We start from the raw sequence: 17,759 nt of genomic DNA, 5'->3' as shown, positions 1-17,759 counted from the left end.
CTAAAAATAGTCATTCCCTTCTTTATTTATTGAAATTATGTTTCATAATTTTATTTGCGTTAAATCAATAAAACAATGCGTTTACATTGCGGCAACGAACCGTCTATGAGAATTTACTCCCCGAGATAAGCTCTTTCTAAACAAATAGACATAATTCAATTCAGGAAAATATTATGAAGCGTTCAATTATTGCCATCGCTGTTCTTTCATCTGTTTTTATCAGTGCTGGCGCAGTGGCTGCCGCGGGTGATACCTATGATTCCGGTGTATTAAAAATTAACGGTAAAGTGGTTGGGACTACGTGTCAATTTATTGACTCAAATACTGCGGAAATCAGTCTGAACGAAGTGGGTATGGATAAACTGAGTACGCTTCCCGTCGGTCAGGCTTATACTCCGGTGGTTAATGGAACTCAGCAACCGTTGAGAATTAAGTGTGAAGGGAATAAAACACCGCGGGTAACATTCTCTGCCAGTCAATTTGATGATAAAAAAGTTACGTTTAATAACGGCGATGCAAAAGGGGTAGGTTTTGCGGTTTACTACGGTAATGATAACAAACAGATTGACCCTGCCGGGAAAATGGACCTCGCTCTCGAAAAAAATGCAAATGGCGAATATGAACTCAACTTCTTCGCCCGTTATGCACGTTTGAATAATAGTGATGCAGTTAAAGCCGGTAGTGTAAGTTCAACACTGACGCTGACGGTTGTGACAGACTGATATATGATACCGGCGGTACTTACCGCCGGTTCCTGGTGAGTAAGGCCGCGCAATTAAATATGAAAAGACTGGTTGCAGTATTATTATCTGCCATAATTCTACCTGTCCACGCAGGCATTGTTATTTATGGCACTCGGGTCATTTACCCGGCAGACAAAAAAGAAGTGGTTGTCCAATTGATGAATGAGGGCGGTAGCGCCTCGCTTGTGCAATCATGGATTGATGAGGGCGACACGTCATTACCCCCGGAGAAAATCCATGTTCCATTCATGTTAACTCCACCGGTGGTACGTGTCCCAGCCAGTTCCGGGCAACAGCTAAAAATTAAGAAAATGGCCAATGCATTACCAGAAGATAGAGAAAGCCTGTTTTATTTGAATGTTCTGGACATCCCGCCGAATAACGTGGAATCGACAGGTAAAAACACGCTCAAGTTTGCCATGCAAAACAGGATTAAACTTATCTGGCGTCCAAAAGGAATTACTGTCGTCAATGAGGATAGCTTTCGTAAGTTAGGCTTATCCGCAACAGGTAGAACTCTGACTTTGAGGAATGGCACCGCAAACTGGATTACTGTTGCCGATATTAATACAGGAACGGTGAAAATAAATGATAAAGCAATCATGCTGGAACCGTTCTCTGCGCAGACCGTAAATACGAAGTCTGCTGTCGAAAGACAATATGAATTAACTATTATTGACGATAGCGGAAATTATATCAGCAGCAAAGTGAATGTGAAATAAACAGGAGTTGATTATGCCGCGGATGACCCCTGTTGCATTACTTATATTATCTATTTTGTTATCTCATCAGGTTCACGCCACAGCGACAGAAACATTTGACACCCATTTTATGATGGGGGGAGCAAAAGATCAGAAAGTTTCAAACTTTAGTCTTGATGAAAGCAAGCCACTTCCCGGCCAGTATGAGCTGGATATTTATGTCAATAAACAATGGCGTGGCAGATATGAAATTAACGTTGGTGATGAACCCGATAATGTTTGTCTGACGGATGATATTTTGCATAACCTCGGTGTCATAACCGACGATCTGAAACCACAGGTACCCGATCGGTGTATTACATTAAAGCGCGCGATCAGAAGCGGCAGCTATACATTCGATATAGGCATTTTTCGTTTGGATCTGAGTGTTCCGCAAGCCTATGTTACACAAGTGGAGGCGGGTTATGTTTTACCAGAGAATTGGGAACGCGGAATTAACGCTTTCTATACGTCATATTATGTGAGTCAGTATTACAGCGATGATCAACGTTCAGGGCGTAACAAGAGTACTTATGTGCGATTTAACAGCGGATTAAACTTACTGGGGTGGCAGGCACATGCGGATACCAGTTTTGACAAAGCAGAGGCCAGTCAGGGGGAGTGGAAAAGCAATACGCTGTATCTTGAGCGCGGTTTTGCGCCAATTCTTGGCACATTACGTGCCGGTGATATGTATACGTCACCCGATATATTCTCGTCCGTACGATTTAGCGGTGTTCGCCTGTTTCGCGATATGCAAATGCTACCGAACTCAAAGCAAAATTTTACGCCGCGGGTGCAGGGGATCGCGCAGAGTAATGCTTTGGTTACCATCGAGCAGAATGGCTTTATCGTTTATCAAAAAGAAGTTCCGCCAGGACCCTTCTCAATTGCTGATATGCAACTGGCAGGCGGCGGGACAGATTTGGATGTAACGGTACGCGAAGCGGACGGTTCAGTAACAACCTATCTGGTGCCCTATGCTTCAGTCCCCAATATGCTACAGCCGGGGGTGTCGAAATATGACTTTGCGGCCGGGCGTAGCCATATCGAAGGTGCGAGCAACCAGTCCGATTTTGCACAGGCCAGTTATCAGTACGGATTAAATAATTTACTGACACTTTTTGGCGGTACCATGTTTTCTAATCACTACCATGCGTTTACCTTTGGTACGGGCTGGAATACGCGCATTGGCGCGATTTCTATGGACGCCACCCGGTCACACAGCGAGCAGGATAGTGGCGAGGTATTTGACGGACAGAGCTACCAACTCGCCTATAACAAGTATTTGGCGCAAACCGCGACCCGTTTTGGACTTGCGGCATATCGTTATTCATCGCGCGACTATCGGACATTTAACGATCACGTCTGGGCGAATAACAAAAACAGCTATCATCGTGATGAAAACGACGTTTACGACGTCGCTGATTATTATCAAAACGATTTTGGCCGTAAAAATACTTTCTCGGCAAACATCAGTCAGACATTGCCGGAGGGATGGGGCGCTGTTTCATTGAGTTCGCTGTGGCGAGATTATTGGGGACGAGGGGGGAATAGTGAAGATTATCAGCTCAGTTATTCAAATAGCTGGCAGCGGATTAGCTATACATTCTCAGCGAGCCAGACCTATGATGAAGACCATCGCGAAGATAAACGTTTTAACCTGTTTATTTCGGTTCCGCTTGACTGGGGGGACGGTATTACCACACCGCATCGTTACCTGAGCATGTCAAATTCAACCACCTTTGATGAGAATGGACTGGCGTCAAATAATATCGGCTTAAACGGAACGACGGGCGATCGCGATCAATTTATTTATGGTGTTAACCTGAACCACCAACGGCAGGATAATGAAACGGCCGTGGGGGGAAATGTCACCTGGAATACCCCGATAGCGGCCATTAACGGCAACTACAGTCAGTCGTCGCAATATCATCAGGCTGGCGGAAGTCTTTACGGGGGCGTAGTGGTGTGGTCTGGCGGCGTGAATTTATCGAATCGACTTTCGGATACGTTTGCCATTATGCAAGCGCCGGGTCTGGAAGGCGCCTACGTTAATGGACAAAAATATCGGACGACCAATGCTAACGGGACGGTCGTCTACGATAATCTGACGCCCTATCGCGAGAATCACCTGCTGCTTGATGTATCGCAAAGCGACAGTGAAACCGAACTACGTGGTAACCGTAAAAACGCATCCCCACACCGTGGTGCAGTTTTGCTTGTGCGTTTTGATACCGACCAGCGCAAACCGTGGTTTATTAAAGCCCAACGCCCGGATGGTGCGCCATTAACCTTTGGTTACGAAGTGAATGATATCCACGGGTACAACGTGGGGGTCGTGGGGCAGGGAAGCCAGCTTTTTATCCGTACGAATGAAATTCCACCTGAAGTCAGCGTGGCGATTGATAAAGAAAAGGGACTTTCATGTTCAATCACTTTCGATAAGACGATTGATGAAAGTAACGTCTATATTTGCCGATAGTGTCGGATACCGCTATGAAACTCAATTTTTTACTTTTACTGGTTCTGATGGTGGTGCTGCCCGCATCTTACGCAGGGTGTAAAGGAAATATCTCCTACGAGGATAATCTTATTATACGGGAAGATTTTTCTATAAATTCCTCACTGTCAGAATCCTATACTCATCAGTTTAACGATCTCACTTGTGCAGGGACGAATACTATTAGTCCATTAAAAACATCGGATGTTATTGTTGGATTGTATGATGATACCGTTAAACTAGCGTTGAAATTTACGTGGGTAAATAGTTCTGACATCAGTCTGGCAAGTGGGAAAGGTGATTTTTCAGCGAGCTATCGGGTCGATGTTTCACCGGCAAGCAGTGGTGCATCTGTGAACATCTCAGCGGGGTCAGGGAACAGCGTTTATATTAAAGATGTGGCTTCGCTTTCCAGCGCCACGGTTACTTCTCAACGTTCAGCACTCATGACCTTATTGGGTTGTTTACTGTCGGGTAAAGCATGGGAACCTTGCATCACAAGTTATCATAACTCGCTTGCAAAAGACGGCGGATTTTACTCGGCGAATTTGCGTTTAACCTACAACAGAAAGCAGACGACCTGCAAACCTGAAGAGTTGAATATTGTACTGCCTGACATTGCGCTTTCAGAGCTTGCTGTAAACGGAAAGATTGTTAGCAAAAATGTTACCGAAAATATTCGATTGCAGTGTGATAATCTTTTTGGTGACCGCAAACAGACGTCACGCAAAATGGCGACGTATCTCTCCAGCAGTGATTTAGTCGCGGGAAGCAGTTTTATTCTTCGTGGCAGTGCAGACAATGGCGTTGGGTTTGTTCTGGAGAATAATAATCAAGTCGTCAATATATCCAGCGTGACCGGACAAGGTGACGCAACCACATTATGGAAAGTGGATAAGCCAGGAGACGCGGTGAACAGCAATACTGTGAACATTCCCATCGTTGCCAGCTATTACGTTTATGACAAAAGTAAGGTGAAACCGGGCAATCTCAGCGCTACCGCGTTAATTTATGTGAAGTATGACTGACTGTGCCTGGGGTTATCCTGATTACGTTAACGATAAAGCAAGCGCTTGAATCCCCCCTCAGTCCGAGGGGGGATTTTTAGCGGTGATAAAAAATCTCGCCATCGTAGGCTTTGATAATTTTGCCGTCAGCGTCATTGATCAGCACATACGCACCGCCCATATAGGTCCAGTGCGTCCCGGCATCCGGTGCGGGTAAATTTCGCAACTTCCACTGCTTGATGTTGTACTCGTCGGTGCGATACATCTCTGGCACTGTATCGCCTGGTTTGAAATGGGTGAAGTCAGCGATGAAGCCGCTGAGTTCGTACTGATCAATCCCCTTCGCGGCGACGGTTGTGGCGGGTGCGGCCCAGACCGCGCTGGATGCGAGCAGCAGCGCGCTCATCACCAATTTGTTCTTCATACTTCTACGCTCCACTGTTAGAACCTTCAAAATCAATCGTGTATCTTTCCCGGCCTTCATGATGACTGACAAGCGCTGGTTTGTTAGATTCCCGGAAATTTCGTAAAAAATGTAAACCTGTTTTTCGTCTGACAACTGCACTATAGAAGAATTCGGCCAAAAATGATGGTGTCAGACAGCGTTTTCGGACCACTGGCTACCCATGCCACGATCCCCAGATGCAGAAATGCAGGCGTTCGGCATACATCACTCCAGCGATGAAGCCCATAGAGACCAGAAGGAGATACAGAAAAAGATAAAGGACTATCAACTTTAACTCACTGGGTTTCATATTGAAATAGGCTTCATAAACAGAGACGTTTTAAATATTTTCGAAGATAACCGTTAATCAATGGCAACATATAAATCACCTTGCACGATACTATGGCGTAGTAGGCGTTTTTTGATCTTGATAAATATCATAATATTAAATGTATTTAAGATTGTGGATAAAAGAATATATGATGACATTGTATCTTTGTACCTCCTTCGTTAATTAATTGCTAATTGAATAAATCAGAATGAAAAAACAGCCAGGAGTACTCTTATTATTCATGCCGGGAGCGCGTTTTGATATCAGCACTACATGAATTATATTGACAGAACAGAACAGAACAGAACAGAACAGAACAGAACAGAACAGAACAGAACAGAACAGAACAGAACAGAACAGAACAGAACAGAACAGAACAGAACAGAACAGAACAGAACAGAACAGAACAGAACAGAACGGCAAAAAATATCCTGCACGTGATCTGTTGATATAAAATTCGCGGCTGGCCAGCTGCGTTATTCTTTTTGTTAACTAATGATGGTGATGGCAGTGATGAAAGCGTTAAGCCTAAAAAAGAGTGTTTATGTTCTGGTTATAGCCAGCGTATTGTCTGGTTGTGTTTCGGAAGAAGAACGCCTCGCGCGCTGTGAAGCTAAAGGCGTGAGCCGTGATGTTTGTTATCAGGTCGATCGCGCTAATCAGCAAATGATCGACAACAATGCGCAACAAAGCGCTTATGCCAATGCCCGTGCTGCGGTAAAACAGCATGCGCAGGCCACGAAGAAAAAAAACGTCTATTACTATGAAGGGATGGAAATCAAAAAGGTGAGCACGGGTTTGAATATTAATGGTTTGCCAGCGTCTCTCGTGGAGAAAGAGGAAAGCGCTACCGTTTATCAGCAAGGTTTACATTATTTTATCGTGTACAACACGGGACGCCTGGCAGTACTTAATAACCAGCGTCAGATGCTGGGCTGGGCAAAATAAAAAGCCATCGCTTTCTAATCTGCTGTTCTTACCGCGGGTCAGGCAAAGCTGATTTCAGTCGCGCCAGGAATAAGACAATAAACGCCGACGATATCAATATTCATGTGGCGCTTCAGGTTGAAGCGCCACCGTTTTAACCGATACCTTAGCGTCGTTTCACTATATTCTTACCAGCCTAATGAAGCAGACGCCGCGACGACGGAATCACCATCAGACGTTCCGGCATAGCTAACCGTTGCGGCGACATTCTCCGCGAATTTATGACGATAGCCCATGGCATAACCTTGTTCACTTTTAAAATCAGCAGCGCCAACAGCAATAGCATTATCAGTGTCTACATAGTGAAGCCCGGCGATAGACGCGGCTCCAGCAATACCACTACGGTATTCTTTACGATCGTCGTTTTGCTGCTTTTCCATCGAAGAGAAGCGCGAATTATTTTGATTTTCCAGGGTTGTAATACGCGTTTCATGGTTAGCTAACTGTGTGGTGTGAGTCTGAATGACGCCATCTTGTGCTTTTTGTTTTGTTTGCACGTTAGCCACAGCGACCTGGTTAGTCGTTGTATGCTGTAAAGCAGTGTCTGCTTTACTACCATTAGCGCTAATTAACACGTTTTGATCGTTATCGACAATTTTCTGGTTTGCTTTGTTAGTGGCAATATCATCACGATTCTTAATGATTGCCTGTCCGTCATATTGTTCATCCAGAGTGACACGTTTTACCAGGTTATCATGATCGGTACGAATTTGTTGTGCATAAGTGGCAACATTATTCACCTGAGTTACATCCGCTTTACCCGCTTCCAGAGCGGATATTTGCCCTTCATGCTTTTGTAAATCATACGTAGCGCCATCAATACCAGAGACAAAAAAAGCCCCATTGGTTGTGGGATTCGTGACCACTGCATCAACGTTAGCCGCCTGGGCCGCAGGGGCAAGGGAAGCAAACAGAGCAGAGAAAACGGCAACAGCAATAATGGATTTATTTACAGATTTCATTTCAAAGTCTCACATTCAAAACACTATATAAAAACAGTTATTTCCACTCTTTTTAATTGCGAGTGTGATTTAACAGTTGTTAATAAAAATGGATGTCAACATTAATAATACGTTCAGAGCATCTTGATTAAGAATTTACTTAATTCGTGAGGCGAACTATCTACTAATGGAGGGCTAATAATCTTGACTTGGATCACATTTGAATTTAATAAGTAAAGAGGCGTGTCGAGTTATGGTTGGATTATTTTAATGTAAACATTAATAACCCATGCAGCATAAGGTGTCGGCATAATAAATATATTTCTGAAGAGGCGAAAATATTTTTTCATGCCTGGTTCAAATAATGGATTTCTTACATTAATAATGATTGTGCTGCTTATAAGCGTTGGCGGCGTTTTGTCCTGAAGATGCTGTTGTTGTTACGCACAGAAAAACTCCTTGCACCTGCTCGGTACAGGCGGTTACACTAAATATTGATATTTTGATATGTAATTTATTGTTTTATAAGTAATTTGACTCGGGGTGCCCCTTTTCACGAAGGGCTGAGAAATACCCGTACCACCTGATCTGGATAATGCCAGCGTAGGGAAGTCAGACACTGCTCGTGTCCCTTCTTCGCGCGGGCAGGAGCGTAATCATGCAGCCTGACCTGCACAGCCGCGAACATGCGGTTCGTACCTTAAAACAATTTCGTACCCTTTCTCCGTTAACACACTGTATGACTAATGACGTCGTGCAGAGTTTTACCGCCAATACGCTACTGGCTTTGGGCGCTTCTCCGGCGATGGTGATCGAGCCGGAAGAGGCTCGCCAGTTCGCTGCCCTTGCCAGCGCCTTACTTATTAACGTGGGTACGCTGACGCAGCCGCGCGCACGCGCAATGCGAACGGCGGTTGAGCAGGCGAATAGCGCAAAAACGCCCTGGACACTGGACCCCGTTGCCGTGGGCGCGCTCGAGTATCGTCGTCGCTTCTGCTTTGAACTCCTGGCCTTAAAACCCGCAGCCGTTCGCGGTAATGCTTCGGAGATCCTGGCGTTAGCCGGTGAAGACTCCGGGGGACGCGGTGTGGACGCCACCGATTCGGTCACAACGGCACTGCCAGCGGCGCAGATTCTTGCATGCCAGACCGGCGCTATTGTGGTGGTCACCGGTGAAGTGGATTACATCACGGACGGCGAGCGCACGCTGAGCGTCACCGGCGGCGACCCGTTGATGACGAAGGTAGTGGGCACCGGGTGCGCGCTTTCCGCCGTGGTGGCCGCCAGCTGCGCGCTGCCCGGAAACCGAATCGAAAATATCGCGTCGGCCTGTGGGTGGATGAAACAGGCGGGGCTGATTGCCAGTAAAACCTGTCACGGACCCGGCAGTTTCATTGCGGCATTTCTCGATGCGCTCTACACCCTGGAAACGGAGGTAGTAGCATGAAGCGGATTAACGCCTTGACGATTGCCGGCACCGATCCCAGCGGTGGTGCGGGCATTCAGGCCGATCTGAAAACTTTCTCGGCGCTCGGCGCTTACGGCTGTTCGGTGATTACCGCGCTGGTGGCGCAGAATACGCGCGGCGTGCAGTCGGTATATCGCATTGAGCCGGATTTTGTCGCCGCGCAGCTCGATTCGGTGTTCAGCGATGTACGCATTGATACCACCAAAATCGGCATGCTGGCGGAAACCGATATCATCGAGGCTGTGGCGGAGCGTTTACAGCGCCATCAGGTGCGGAATGTGGTGCTCGACACGGTCATGCTGGCGAAAAGCGGCGATCCGTTGCTGTCGCCCTCTGCCGTTGAGACATTGCGCAAGCGACTGCTGCCGCAGGTTTCACTGATTACGCCCAACCTGCCTGAAGCGGCAGCGTTGCTGGATTGTCCGCATGCGCGCGCAGAAAAAGAGATGCTGGAACAGGGACGGGCGCTGCTGGCGATGGGCTGTGGCGCGGTGCTAATGAAAGGCGGCCATCTGGATGATGCGCAAAGCCCCGACTGGCTCTTTACGGCTGACGGTGAGCAGCGTTTTACCGCACCGCGGGTGATGACCAAAAACACGCACGGCACCGGTTGCACGCTCTCTGCGGCGCTGGCCGCACTGCGTCCTCGGCATGCTGACTGGGCAGGGACGGTGCAGGAGGCGAAAGTCTGGCTGTCGGCGGCACTGGCGCAGGCGGATACCCTGGAGGTTGGGCACGGCATTGGACCGGTTCATCATTTCCACGCGTACTGGTAGCGTATATACTGGCAGCAGACTGGCTGTCAGGAAAAAGACTCATGGAACAAGCGCATACTCAACTTATCGCGCAACTGAACGAACGTATTTCAGCGGTGGATAATACGCCGCTCTATATCAAGTTTGCCGAGACGGTAAAAAATGCCGTGCGTAGTGGAGTGCTTGAGCATGGCAATATTTTGCCCGGCGAACGAGATCTCAGCCAGTTGACCGGCGTCTCACGCATCACGGTGCGTAAAGCGATGCAGGCGCTGGAAGAAGAGGGCGTGGTGACGCGTGCGCGCGGCTATGGTACGCAGATCAACAATATCTTTGAGTATTCGCTGAAAGAGGCGCGTGGTTTTTCTCAGCAGGTTGTCCTGCGCGGGAAAAAGCCGGACACCTTATGGGTCAACAAACGAGTCGTTAAGTGTCCGGAAGAGGTGGCGCAACAGTTGGCGATTGCCGCTGGCAGCGATGTGTTTTTGCTTAAGCGTATTCGCTACGTTGATGAAGATGCCGTATCTATTGAAGAGTCGTGGGTGCCCGCGCACCTCATTCATGATGCCGATGAGATAGGCATATCGCTGTACGACTATTTCCGTAGCCAGCACATCCACCCGCAGCGCACCCGCTCACGGGTGAGCGCAAAGATGCCGGATGCCGAGTTCCAGTCGCATATCCAGATGGACAGCAAAGTGCCGGTGCTGGTGATAAAGCAAGTGGCGCTTGACCAGCAGCAGCGCCCCATCGAGTACAGCATCAGCTACTGCCGAAGCGATTTATACGTCTTTGTGTGCGAGGAGTAACTCCTCGCGAAACGGCGCACAGTCACCGCCGCGATGTCCGACGACCCACGAGGCCACGGCGTTGCCGAGCAGCACCGCGTCCGCCAGCGACCAGCCCGATGCCAACCCGGCCAGCATCCCCCCCGCGTGACTGTCACCCGCGCCAATCGTATCAACGACCAGCGTTGGAAAGGCGGGGACATGACCAGAGGATGACGTGCTGAAAAACCAGGCGCCCTCTTTGTCATGGCGAACGATCAAAGGTGCCGCAAATCGCTTCACCCATTGCGCACCCAGCTCTTCCACATCCGAGCTCAGATCGAACCGTTGGGCCGCGATTTCAGCTTCCTGACGATTGAGCGACACCAACGGGCGACAGGACAGAATGCGCGCCATTAGCGCATCAGGTATATCGCCAATGCGCGGACCAAAATCGATAAACGGCATCATCTGATCCAGACCTTCCAGCCACTGCACCAGCAGTTCGCCGCAGGGTGAGGCCAACTGATAGCCCGAGAGATAAATCAGGCTATTACGCGGGACGGTGAGTTGAGCCAGCCAGTCAACGTTCCACTGGTTCTCAACGCCGCTGAATGACATGAACGTGCGCTCGCCATCCGGCTCGACCAGCGCCAGACACCAGCCGTTGTCCCCTTCTGCGGTCTCAATAAGGCTGTGTAACCCTTCTTTCGCCATCCGGTTACGAATGATATCTGCCCACACGCCCTGGCCCAGCGGCAGGGCATTACCGGCATCAATGCCCAGCCGTTTCAATGCGACGGCGATGTTCAGCGCGCAACCGCCGACGTTAACACCTTGCTGCTTTAGCTCAATGTCACAACCGCGCCAGGGCAGAGCATACGCATCGGCAATGACATCGATAACCGCTGCGCCGACGACCGTGACTGGTTGGCGAGTCGTTAAACCTGGCAGCAGTTCGGCTAAACGTGAAGCGTTCATGACTCCTCCCGACGTTGGCGCAGACGGGCAAGCGCCGTAGCATAGCGGTTGAAATCGAGCTGATTGACCGTATCCAGCTCCTGTTTCCATGCCGGATTAATGGCGCCAACGCCCTGCAACGCACCGCAAATGGCCGTTGCCATCGCCCCAATGGTATCGGTGTCGCCACCAAGATTTGCGCACAGAATAGCGCAACGATTGGGATCGGTTTGCGCCAGTTCGACCATCGCAATAGCGCACGCCACCGATTCGATCGTGCTGGTTCCCGCACCAATCACCTGATACAGCTGTTCGCTGGCCGCTTCGGCACCGTCGGCATGACGCACAATTTTTAGCGCCATCTCCAGACGTGCACAGAGCGACGCGCTAAAGGTGGTGATTCGCTTTTGTTGGGCATGCAGGGCGATGGCGGGGAGCGAATCAACGATCGCTGCCCAGGAATCGCCTTCGATCGCCCGTGAAATCGCCCATGCCACCACTACCGCACCGGCGATAGCCAGATCCGATTTGTGCGTCGGGCTGGAGGCCAGCGCGACGTCGTCGATAAACGCATCCAGATTGTGCGCTGGCAGCAGACATCCCAACGGCGACACGCGCATGGCTGCGCCGTTGGTGACGCCATTGTTCTCCAGTTCCGCCACCGGTTTCCCGTCGCGAATGGCGTTCAGGGCGATTTTCGATGTCGGCCCGAGGACGTTTTTGTTGAAGGCGTCAAAGCGCAGCGCCCAGTCGAGAATGTTACGCCCAATCAGATCCGGGTCGATCTCACCGTCGCGTGCCAGCAGGGCATCTGCCAGACAGAGCGCCATTGAGGTATCGTCGGTAAATTCTGCGCGGCCAAAATAGCAGGCCGCATTGTTTTCTTGCGGGCCCGGCAGAAAGCGGTCAATCCAGCCAAAATGCGCTTTAACGCGGGTTCTCGGCCACAGTTCTGACGGCATACCCATCGCATCCCCTAACGCCTGCCCGTAAAGAGCACCGAGAATACGTTCTGCTTTCATTTCACTTCCCCTTGTGTCAACGCAGTATCGCGAACCTCAATAGCGGTAATTTCTTTGTCCGATTCGCGAAAGAAAATCATAAACAGCACGGCAATCACGGCGATCATCACCGCCCCGAATGTCCACATGCCCGCCCAGTTGAAGGTGAGGCCGTTGACCGGCTCCTGATAGGCAAACATTTTTTCCATCATTACGCCGCCGAGACGGTAACCCAGCAGGCTGCCGAATCCCTGACAGCAGAGTGTAATCAACCCTTGTGCGGCGGTACGCATATGCACTGGCGCTTTTTTATCGACGTAGATATACGCCGTCACATAGTAGAAGTCATAGCTCACACCGTGCAGCAAAATGCCGAGGAACAGCAGAGCATAGGTGAAGTATTCGTCTGCGCTGCCGTAAATGAAGAAGCCATAGCGGATCGCGGCAGTGATAAGACCAAGGAGTAATACCTTTTTGATACCAAAGCGCTTGGTAAAGAAAGGCAACGCCAGCATAAAGAAGATTTCAGAGAATTGACCGAGGGTCATCCAGCCGGTGGCGTTTTTCATCCCCACTTCCGTCAGATATCCATTGGCGAAGATGTAATAGAACGCCAGCGGCATCGCGAACAGGAACGAGCAGAAGAAAAAGACGAGGAAGTTTTTATCACGCAGCAGGGTAATCGCATCCAGACCCAACATGACTTTGAAGTCCATCTTGCCGGTGCTTTTCGGCGGCGTATCCGGCAGGAAGAAGGCAAACACGCCCAGCAGCGCAGAGCTGGCAGCCGTCACCAGCAGTGGGATGTTGGTTGGCGATATATCGTTATAACCCAGCATTTGCGGCAGGAATCCACAGGCGAGACCGGAGGCAATCCAGCCGATGGTGCCCATCACACGGATGCGCGGGAAGTCGCGCTCCACGTCCGGCACGTTGGCAAATGCGATGCTGTTGGTCAGCGCAATGGTCGGCATATAGGTCAGCGAGTAGGCCAGCAACAGCGGGAAGAATCCACCGAACGTCGTCTGCTGAGCGGCAAAATACATCAGCACCGCACCGGCGAACATCAGAACTGCCAGCACCTTTTGCGCCGAGAAAAATCGGTCAGTCAGAGAGCCCACGAGGATCGGCGACAGAATCGCGGCGATTGCGGTACAGGCGTAAGACCAGCCAATCTCACCGGCGGTAAAACCACTTTTACTCAACCAGAGCCAGAGCGGAACAAACCAGGCTCCCCAGATAAACCATTCAACGAACATCATGAACGACAGCTTCACTGTAGTTTTCATCTTTAAATCCTTCATGACAGGTAAGGTACGTCATGACAGCACCATTTAATAATACCTTTTAAATACCTTTGAGGTGAAACCTTGACCGTCTTAACACTTTTTCGTCAGTGAATCGTGCCAGCGGATAACGCTGAAAAATGCCCGAAAGATGGAAAAAATGGCTGGTCAGTACCAGACTTATGGCTGCCCGCAAAACGCGGATCAGGACAATTCACATTCCGACTCATTCGGAACTTACGGGAGCATAGCTATGACTGATATTGCGCAGTTGCTTGGCAAAGACGCCGACAGCCTCTTACAGCATCGTTGCATGACCATACCCTCTGACCAACTCTATCTACCCGGACATGACTACGTCGACCGCGTGATGGTGGATAACAACCGTCCGCCTGCGGTGCTGCGTAACATGCAGACGTTGTATAACACCGGGCGTCTGGGGAAAACGGGTTATCTGTCCATTTTACCGGTCGATCAGGGTGTGGAACACTCGGCAGGTGCCTCGTTTGCCGCCAACCCGCTCTATTTCGACCCGAAAAACATCGTTGAACTGGCGATCGAAGCCGGATGTAACTGCGTAGCCTCGACCTATGGCGTGCTGGCCTCCGTATCGCGCCGTTATGCGCATCGCATTCCGTTTCTGGTAAAACTCAACCATAACGAAACCCTCAGCTATCCGAATACTTACGACCAGACGCTGTACGCCAGCGTGGAGCAGGCGTTCAATCTGGGGGCGGTGGCCGTAGGCGCAACCATCTACTTTGGTTCAGAAGAGTCGCGCCGGCAGATTGAAGAGATTTCTGCCGCCTTTGAACGGGCGCATGAGCTGGGGATGGTCACCGTACTGTGGGCCTATCTGCGAAATTCTGCGTTTAAAAAAGATGGCGTCGATTACCACGTCTCCGCCGACTTAACCGGGCAGGCGAACCATCTGGCGGCAACCATCGGCGCGGATATCGTCAAACAAAAAATGGCAGAAAATAACGGCGGATACAAAGCCGTGAACTATGGCTATACCGACGATCGCGTCTACAGCAAGCTGACCACGGAGAACCCTATCGATCTGGTGCGCTACCAACTGGCAAACTGCTATATGGGGCGTGCAGGGTTAATCAACTCCGGTGGCGCAGCGGGCGGCGAGACCGACCTGAGCGACGCGGTGCGTACTGCGGTTATCAACAAACGCGCGGGCGGCATGGGGCTGATCCTCGGTCGCAAAGCCTTCAAGAAATCGATGGCTGACGGCGTGAAACTGATCAACGCCGTGCAGGATGTCTATCTCGACAGCAAAGTGACGATTGCCTGATGTCACACAGTCCTCTCCCGCAACGGGAGAGGACTGACTATTACGACTTCAACGAAATCAAATAAGGCATATAAGTATAATGTAATTTCATAATATTCATGGCGTTATTGTGAGTGTCATTTTTCTCTTACAGTAGAAACTGGATAAATTTTATAACCTTTCTTATTTGGCAGGTGAGTCAAGGTATGTGCCTCATCATTTCTACTGTCGTATATAATATATTTTCCTTTCCACTCACCTATGCTGTCAGTATTTTTGATAATTATCAATATATGCGTCTTATTGAACCATATAGACTCTGGTATGTGTTTCTCTGCAAAACAAACACCTTCTGGTTTGTCTTTTTGAGATACATCATCTGTCATTCCTGTGATAAGACATCCCTTAATATATGGAGAGCCGTAATCTAAAGCAAATATGAGGGAGTGATTTATGCACTTCGAAAGGATAATATCTCCGGAAGATATGGTCTGATCTAAGAATGCGCTGACAATTATATTGTTGAATGTTAAATATGGAGTGTCGCCCTCAATTGTTTTTAATGAAATTAACTTGATGTTATAACCCCCAGGTAATTCACATTTTTTAATGTCGTGAACGTCACTGGTAAAACAATGAAAAGGGATGGTTATCATAATGCAAAAAAATAAATAAATCGCATAATTACCTAACCTCTACCATTTTCTTAATTACTTGTATATTATCAGGTTGTACAGATAATTTATCTGCGCACGATTTTTCTTGTTGTAATATATGTCATTTATTTTTCCCCAATAATCTTTATATGCCTGAGCTGTATTGTTTTTATTTTTATCTATCCAGTATTGAATGTATTCAGTTCCTATTTTCATATTTTCACCGAGAGTGACTTCTCTGACGATGCCGCTGTGCCCTGCCTGACAGTCAGTTCGGCACTTTTTTCAAGAAAATCGATCGCCACCAGGTCAGGAAGGCCACTGGCGATATCCACTTTAAGCAGAAAGGGGACTGAGTAATGCTGAGCCAGACGGAATCCCACCACCGCAGTGGCCATTTCCATCAGTCCGTCAATTTCCAGCGTAAAACGCAGTCCTTTTAAAGACATACTGACCTCTCTGGTGCTTACAGGAAAAAGTAATTATCCTATGTTGACCGTACCGCCACCGATGACTACACCACCACAATCAATGGCATCATCAGTTCTGGCTGCAGGCTTACCGTCAATAAAGACGGTTGAAGAACCTCCGGCGATTTTACGCGGATGGGGTGGATGCTTCGGTTTATCGTGCGGTGTCAGTGGGTCGCCCTGACGAGCTGCGGGTAATCCATCAATAAATACAGTCGATGAAGCCGCAATGATGACTGTCTCACGATAGCCGTCATGTTGGGTACCTTTGTCGTTTAATCTGGCAGCTAAAGGCATATATTATCCTGTTCGAAATATCAGTAGTAAAAACATCAAAAAACCGATAAAACACTCAATTCAAGAACAACCATCTAATCAGATATTCTGATCTCTGATTAAAAAAGCCAATTAAGTCACGGGGATAAATTTTCCGTCAATAAATGAAAACACTGGAGCATAGCTACTCATTAGTTTATCTCCATCTTCACCTGTATAGGTATAAGTCAACGGTGAATAAACTGGTTTTGATTTATTATATAACTGGACCATTCGCCCGTTATTCATAACCCGGACAGCATAATCATCCCATCGGATAGGTAGTATTCTAATCTTTCTACCTTCAAGTTCTTCTTTCGTATACAGTGAAAGTAATATGCTATCCTCACTGTCGCCGGTAGTGGCTGACCATGCTTTCAGTGCCTCGCTGTCAAAAGCCTTCAGGCTGGCTCTGTCCCCGCGGCTGATGATCCCGGCCATCTCGGTATAGGCTGCTTTTAACTTCTGCAACTGTTCATCGCTTCCGGTAAAGGGCGTAGCACGCGTCCACGCCCATTCAGGAAGCCCCGTCACCGTGACCTTTTGTGTGAACTGATACACTTTCATTCCCTTCGGGAAATAAGTTTCATCAAAATAGTCTGCGTCAATAAATCCGGGTTCTGCCTGTTCCGCCAGAATTTCTTTGCGCATGATGGGGTGCACACTGTCCAGGTGTGCTTCAGGAATTCCCTGCGCATTTACCGTCACTTTTATTGAAGACAGTGTGGTTTCATCCTGCTTCATCGAACGCACCAGATCCAGGCTGCATCCCGCCTGTGGTGAAAACCGTGCCCGCACTTCACTTCTGAGCGGCTTATCGGAAAACCACCCCAGTGCTCCCACTTCTAGGCTGATTTCATTTTCGCCATTCTCCATCAGCATCATGGCGTTGGTGCTGGATATGGCACCCGTGGGATCACCATTCTCTATCCATGCAGATCTCCGGTTGCTGAACCCGATGACGCCATTGGTTTTGATGGCGCAGTACGCCTCCTGAATATTGAACCGGCTGCGAATCTTCTGTTGATTATCACCTGCATAAAGTACTGCACCCATAATGCCTCCTGACAGTAAAACAACCGATATCAAATATCTTATC

18 protein-coding genes and 1 riboswitch are annotated in these 17,759 nt (G+C 48.8%); of the genes, 9 read left to right on the top strand and 9 right to left on the bottom strand.

Annotated elements, in window-relative coordinates; genetic code table 11:
• Positions 1 to 173 precede the first annotated feature (173 nt).
• Genes yehD through ACERJC_RS10060 form a run of 4 tightly spaced genes read left to right on the top strand, consistent with a single transcriptional unit; the run spans position 174 to position 5,014 of the window.
• Positions 174 to 722, top strand: a complete 549-nt coding sequence (gene yehD, locus ACERJC_RS10075; RefSeq protein WP_373671587.1) for a fimbrial protein YehD — start codon at positions 174 to 176, stop codon at positions 720 to 722.
• 59 nt (positions 723 to 781) lie between these two features.
• A complete protein-coding gene (locus tag ACERJC_RS10070) occupies positions 782 to 1,465 on the top strand; it encodes a fimbria/pilus periplasmic chaperone (RefSeq protein ID WP_373671586.1) in 684 nt (227 codons plus the stop codon).
• Positions 1,466 to 1,478: 13 nt separating this feature from the next.
• The gene (locus tag ACERJC_RS10065; protein ID WP_373671585.1) at positions 1,479 to 3,968 is read left to right on the top strand and encodes a fimbrial biogenesis outer membrane usher protein; all 2,490 of its coding nucleotides are present in this window, start codon (positions 1,479 to 1,481) and stop codon (positions 3,966 to 3,968) included.
• Positions 3,969 to 3,982: 14 nt separating this feature from the next.
• Entirely contained in the window at positions 3,983 to 5,014 is a 1,032-nt protein-coding gene (locus tag ACERJC_RS10060) for a putative fimbrial-like adhesin protein (RefSeq protein ID WP_373671584.1), read from the top strand.
• A gap of 76 nt (positions 5,015 to 5,090) precedes the next feature.
• On the opposite strand, the gene rcnB is transcribed toward ACERJC_RS10060, so the two are convergent.
• Positions 5,091 to 5,417, bottom strand: a complete 327-nt coding sequence (gene rcnB / locus ACERJC_RS10055) for a Ni(II)/Co(II) efflux transporter accessory subunit RcnB (RefSeq protein ID WP_373671583.1) — start codon at positions 5,415 to 5,417, stop codon at positions 5,091 to 5,093.
• Between the two features lie 865 nt (positions 5,418 to 6,282).
• Between rcnB and ACERJC_RS10050 the strand changes: the two genes are divergently transcribed.
• The gene (locus ACERJC_RS10050) at positions 6,283 to 6,717 is read left to right on the top strand and encodes a hypothetical protein (RefSeq protein ID WP_373671697.1); all 435 of its coding nucleotides are present in this window, start codon (positions 6,283 to 6,285) and stop codon (positions 6,715 to 6,717) included.
• Positions 6,718 to 6,884: 167 nt separating this feature from the next.
• On the opposite strand, the gene ACERJC_RS10045 is transcribed toward ACERJC_RS10050, so the two are convergent.
• Positions 6,885 to 7,718 carry a YadA C-terminal domain-containing protein gene (locus ACERJC_RS10045; protein ID WP_373671582.1) on the bottom strand — a complete coding sequence of 278 codons (834 nt, stop codon included), beginning with the start codon at positions 7,716 to 7,718 and terminating at the stop codon, positions 6,885 to 6,887.
• A 508-nt stretch (positions 7,719 to 8,226) separates the two neighbouring features.
• Positions 8,227 to 8,324: riboswitch (TPP riboswitch) on the top strand.
• A gap of 31 nt (positions 8,325 to 8,355) precedes the next feature.
• Here ACERJC_RS10045 and thiM point away from each other — a divergent pair.
• From thiM to ACERJC_RS10030, 3 genes are read left to right on the top strand one after another with little or no spacing between them, the layout of a single operon-like run.
• On the top strand, positions 8,356 to 9,144 hold the full coding sequence (gene thiM, locus ACERJC_RS10040) for a hydroxyethylthiazole kinase (RefSeq protein ID WP_373671581.1): 789 nt from the start codon (positions 8,356 to 8,358) through the stop codon (positions 9,142 to 9,144).
• Positions 9,141 to 9,941: a bifunctional hydroxymethylpyrimidine kinase/phosphomethylpyrimidine kinase gene (gene thiD, locus ACERJC_RS10035; protein ID WP_373671580.1), complete on the top strand. Its 801-nt coding sequence runs from the start codon at positions 9,141 to 9,143 to the stop codon at positions 9,939 to 9,941. The genes thiM and thiD overlap by 4 nt, the downstream gene beginning before the upstream one ends.
• A gap of 41 nt (positions 9,942 to 9,982) precedes the next feature.
• Positions 9,983 to 10,729 carry a GntR family transcriptional regulator gene (locus tag ACERJC_RS10030; protein WP_042318035.1) on the top strand — a complete coding sequence of 249 codons (747 nt, stop codon included), beginning with the start codon at positions 9,983 to 9,985 and terminating at the stop codon, positions 10,727 to 10,729.
• On the opposite strand, the gene ACERJC_RS10025 is transcribed toward ACERJC_RS10030, so the two are convergent.
• From ACERJC_RS10025 to ACERJC_RS10015, 3 genes are read right to left on the bottom strand one after another with little or no spacing between them, the layout of a single operon-like run.
• Entirely contained in the window at positions 10,703 to 11,668 is a 966-nt protein-coding gene (locus ACERJC_RS10025; protein WP_373671579.1) for a PfkB family carbohydrate kinase, read from the bottom strand. The genes ACERJC_RS10030 and ACERJC_RS10025 overlap by 27 nt on opposite strands.
• A complete protein-coding gene (locus ACERJC_RS10020) occupies positions 11,665 to 12,669 on the bottom strand; it encodes an ADP-ribosylglycohydrolase family protein (protein ID WP_373671578.1) in 1,005 nt (334 codons plus the stop codon). The genes ACERJC_RS10025 and ACERJC_RS10020 overlap by 4 nt, the downstream gene beginning before the upstream one ends.
• Complete coding sequence (locus tag ACERJC_RS10015; protein ID WP_152403651.1) at positions 12,666 to 13,937, bottom strand: nucleoside permease; 1,272 nt, start codon at positions 13,935 to 13,937, stop codon at positions 12,666 to 12,668. Before ACERJC_RS10015 ends, ACERJC_RS10020 begins: the two co-directional genes overlap by 4 nt.
• Positions 13,938 to 14,187: 250 nt before the next feature.
• On the opposite strand from ACERJC_RS10015, the gene fbaB reads away from it, so the two are divergent.
• Positions 14,188 to 15,240, top strand: coding sequence for a class I fructose-bisphosphate aldolase (gene fbaB / locus ACERJC_RS10010; protein WP_178823629.1), 1,053 nt, complete (start codon positions 14,188 to 14,190; stop codon positions 15,238 to 15,240).
• Positions 15,241 to 15,356: 116 nt separating this feature from the next.
• On the opposite strand, the gene ACERJC_RS10005 is transcribed toward fbaB, so the two are convergent.
• The 4 genes from ACERJC_RS10005 to ACERJC_RS09990 form a co-directional block, all read right to left on the bottom strand.
• Positions 15,357 to 15,605 carry a hypothetical protein gene (locus ACERJC_RS10005; protein WP_373671577.1) on the bottom strand — a complete coding sequence of 83 codons (249 nt, stop codon included), beginning with the start codon at positions 15,603 to 15,605 and terminating at the stop codon, positions 15,357 to 15,359.
• A 482-nt stretch (positions 15,606 to 16,087) separates the two neighbouring features.
• Positions 16,088 to 16,324: a hypothetical protein gene (locus tag ACERJC_RS10000; protein WP_373671576.1), complete on the bottom strand. Its 237-nt coding sequence runs from the start codon at positions 16,322 to 16,324 to the stop codon at positions 16,088 to 16,090.
• A 33-nt stretch (positions 16,325 to 16,357) separates the two neighbouring features.
• Positions 16,358 to 16,642 carry a type VI secretion system PAAR protein gene (locus ACERJC_RS09995; RefSeq protein ID WP_373671575.1) on the bottom strand — a complete coding sequence of 95 codons (285 nt, stop codon included), beginning with the start codon at positions 16,640 to 16,642 and terminating at the stop codon, positions 16,358 to 16,360.
• Positions 16,643 to 16,753: 111 nt separating this feature from the next.
• Entirely contained in the window at positions 16,754 to 17,716 is a 963-nt protein-coding gene (locus ACERJC_RS09990) for a hypothetical protein (protein ID WP_373671574.1), read from the bottom strand.
• Between the last annotated feature and the right edge of the window lie 43 nt (positions 17,717 to 17,759).

Source organism: Citrobacter telavivensis (assembly GCF_041807075.1).
Taxonomy (GTDB): domain Bacteria; phylum Pseudomonadota; class Gammaproteobacteria; order Enterobacterales; family Enterobacteriaceae; genus Citrobacter_A; species Citrobacter_A telavivensis.
This window is presented reverse-complemented; position numbering and strand designations above follow the sequence as displayed.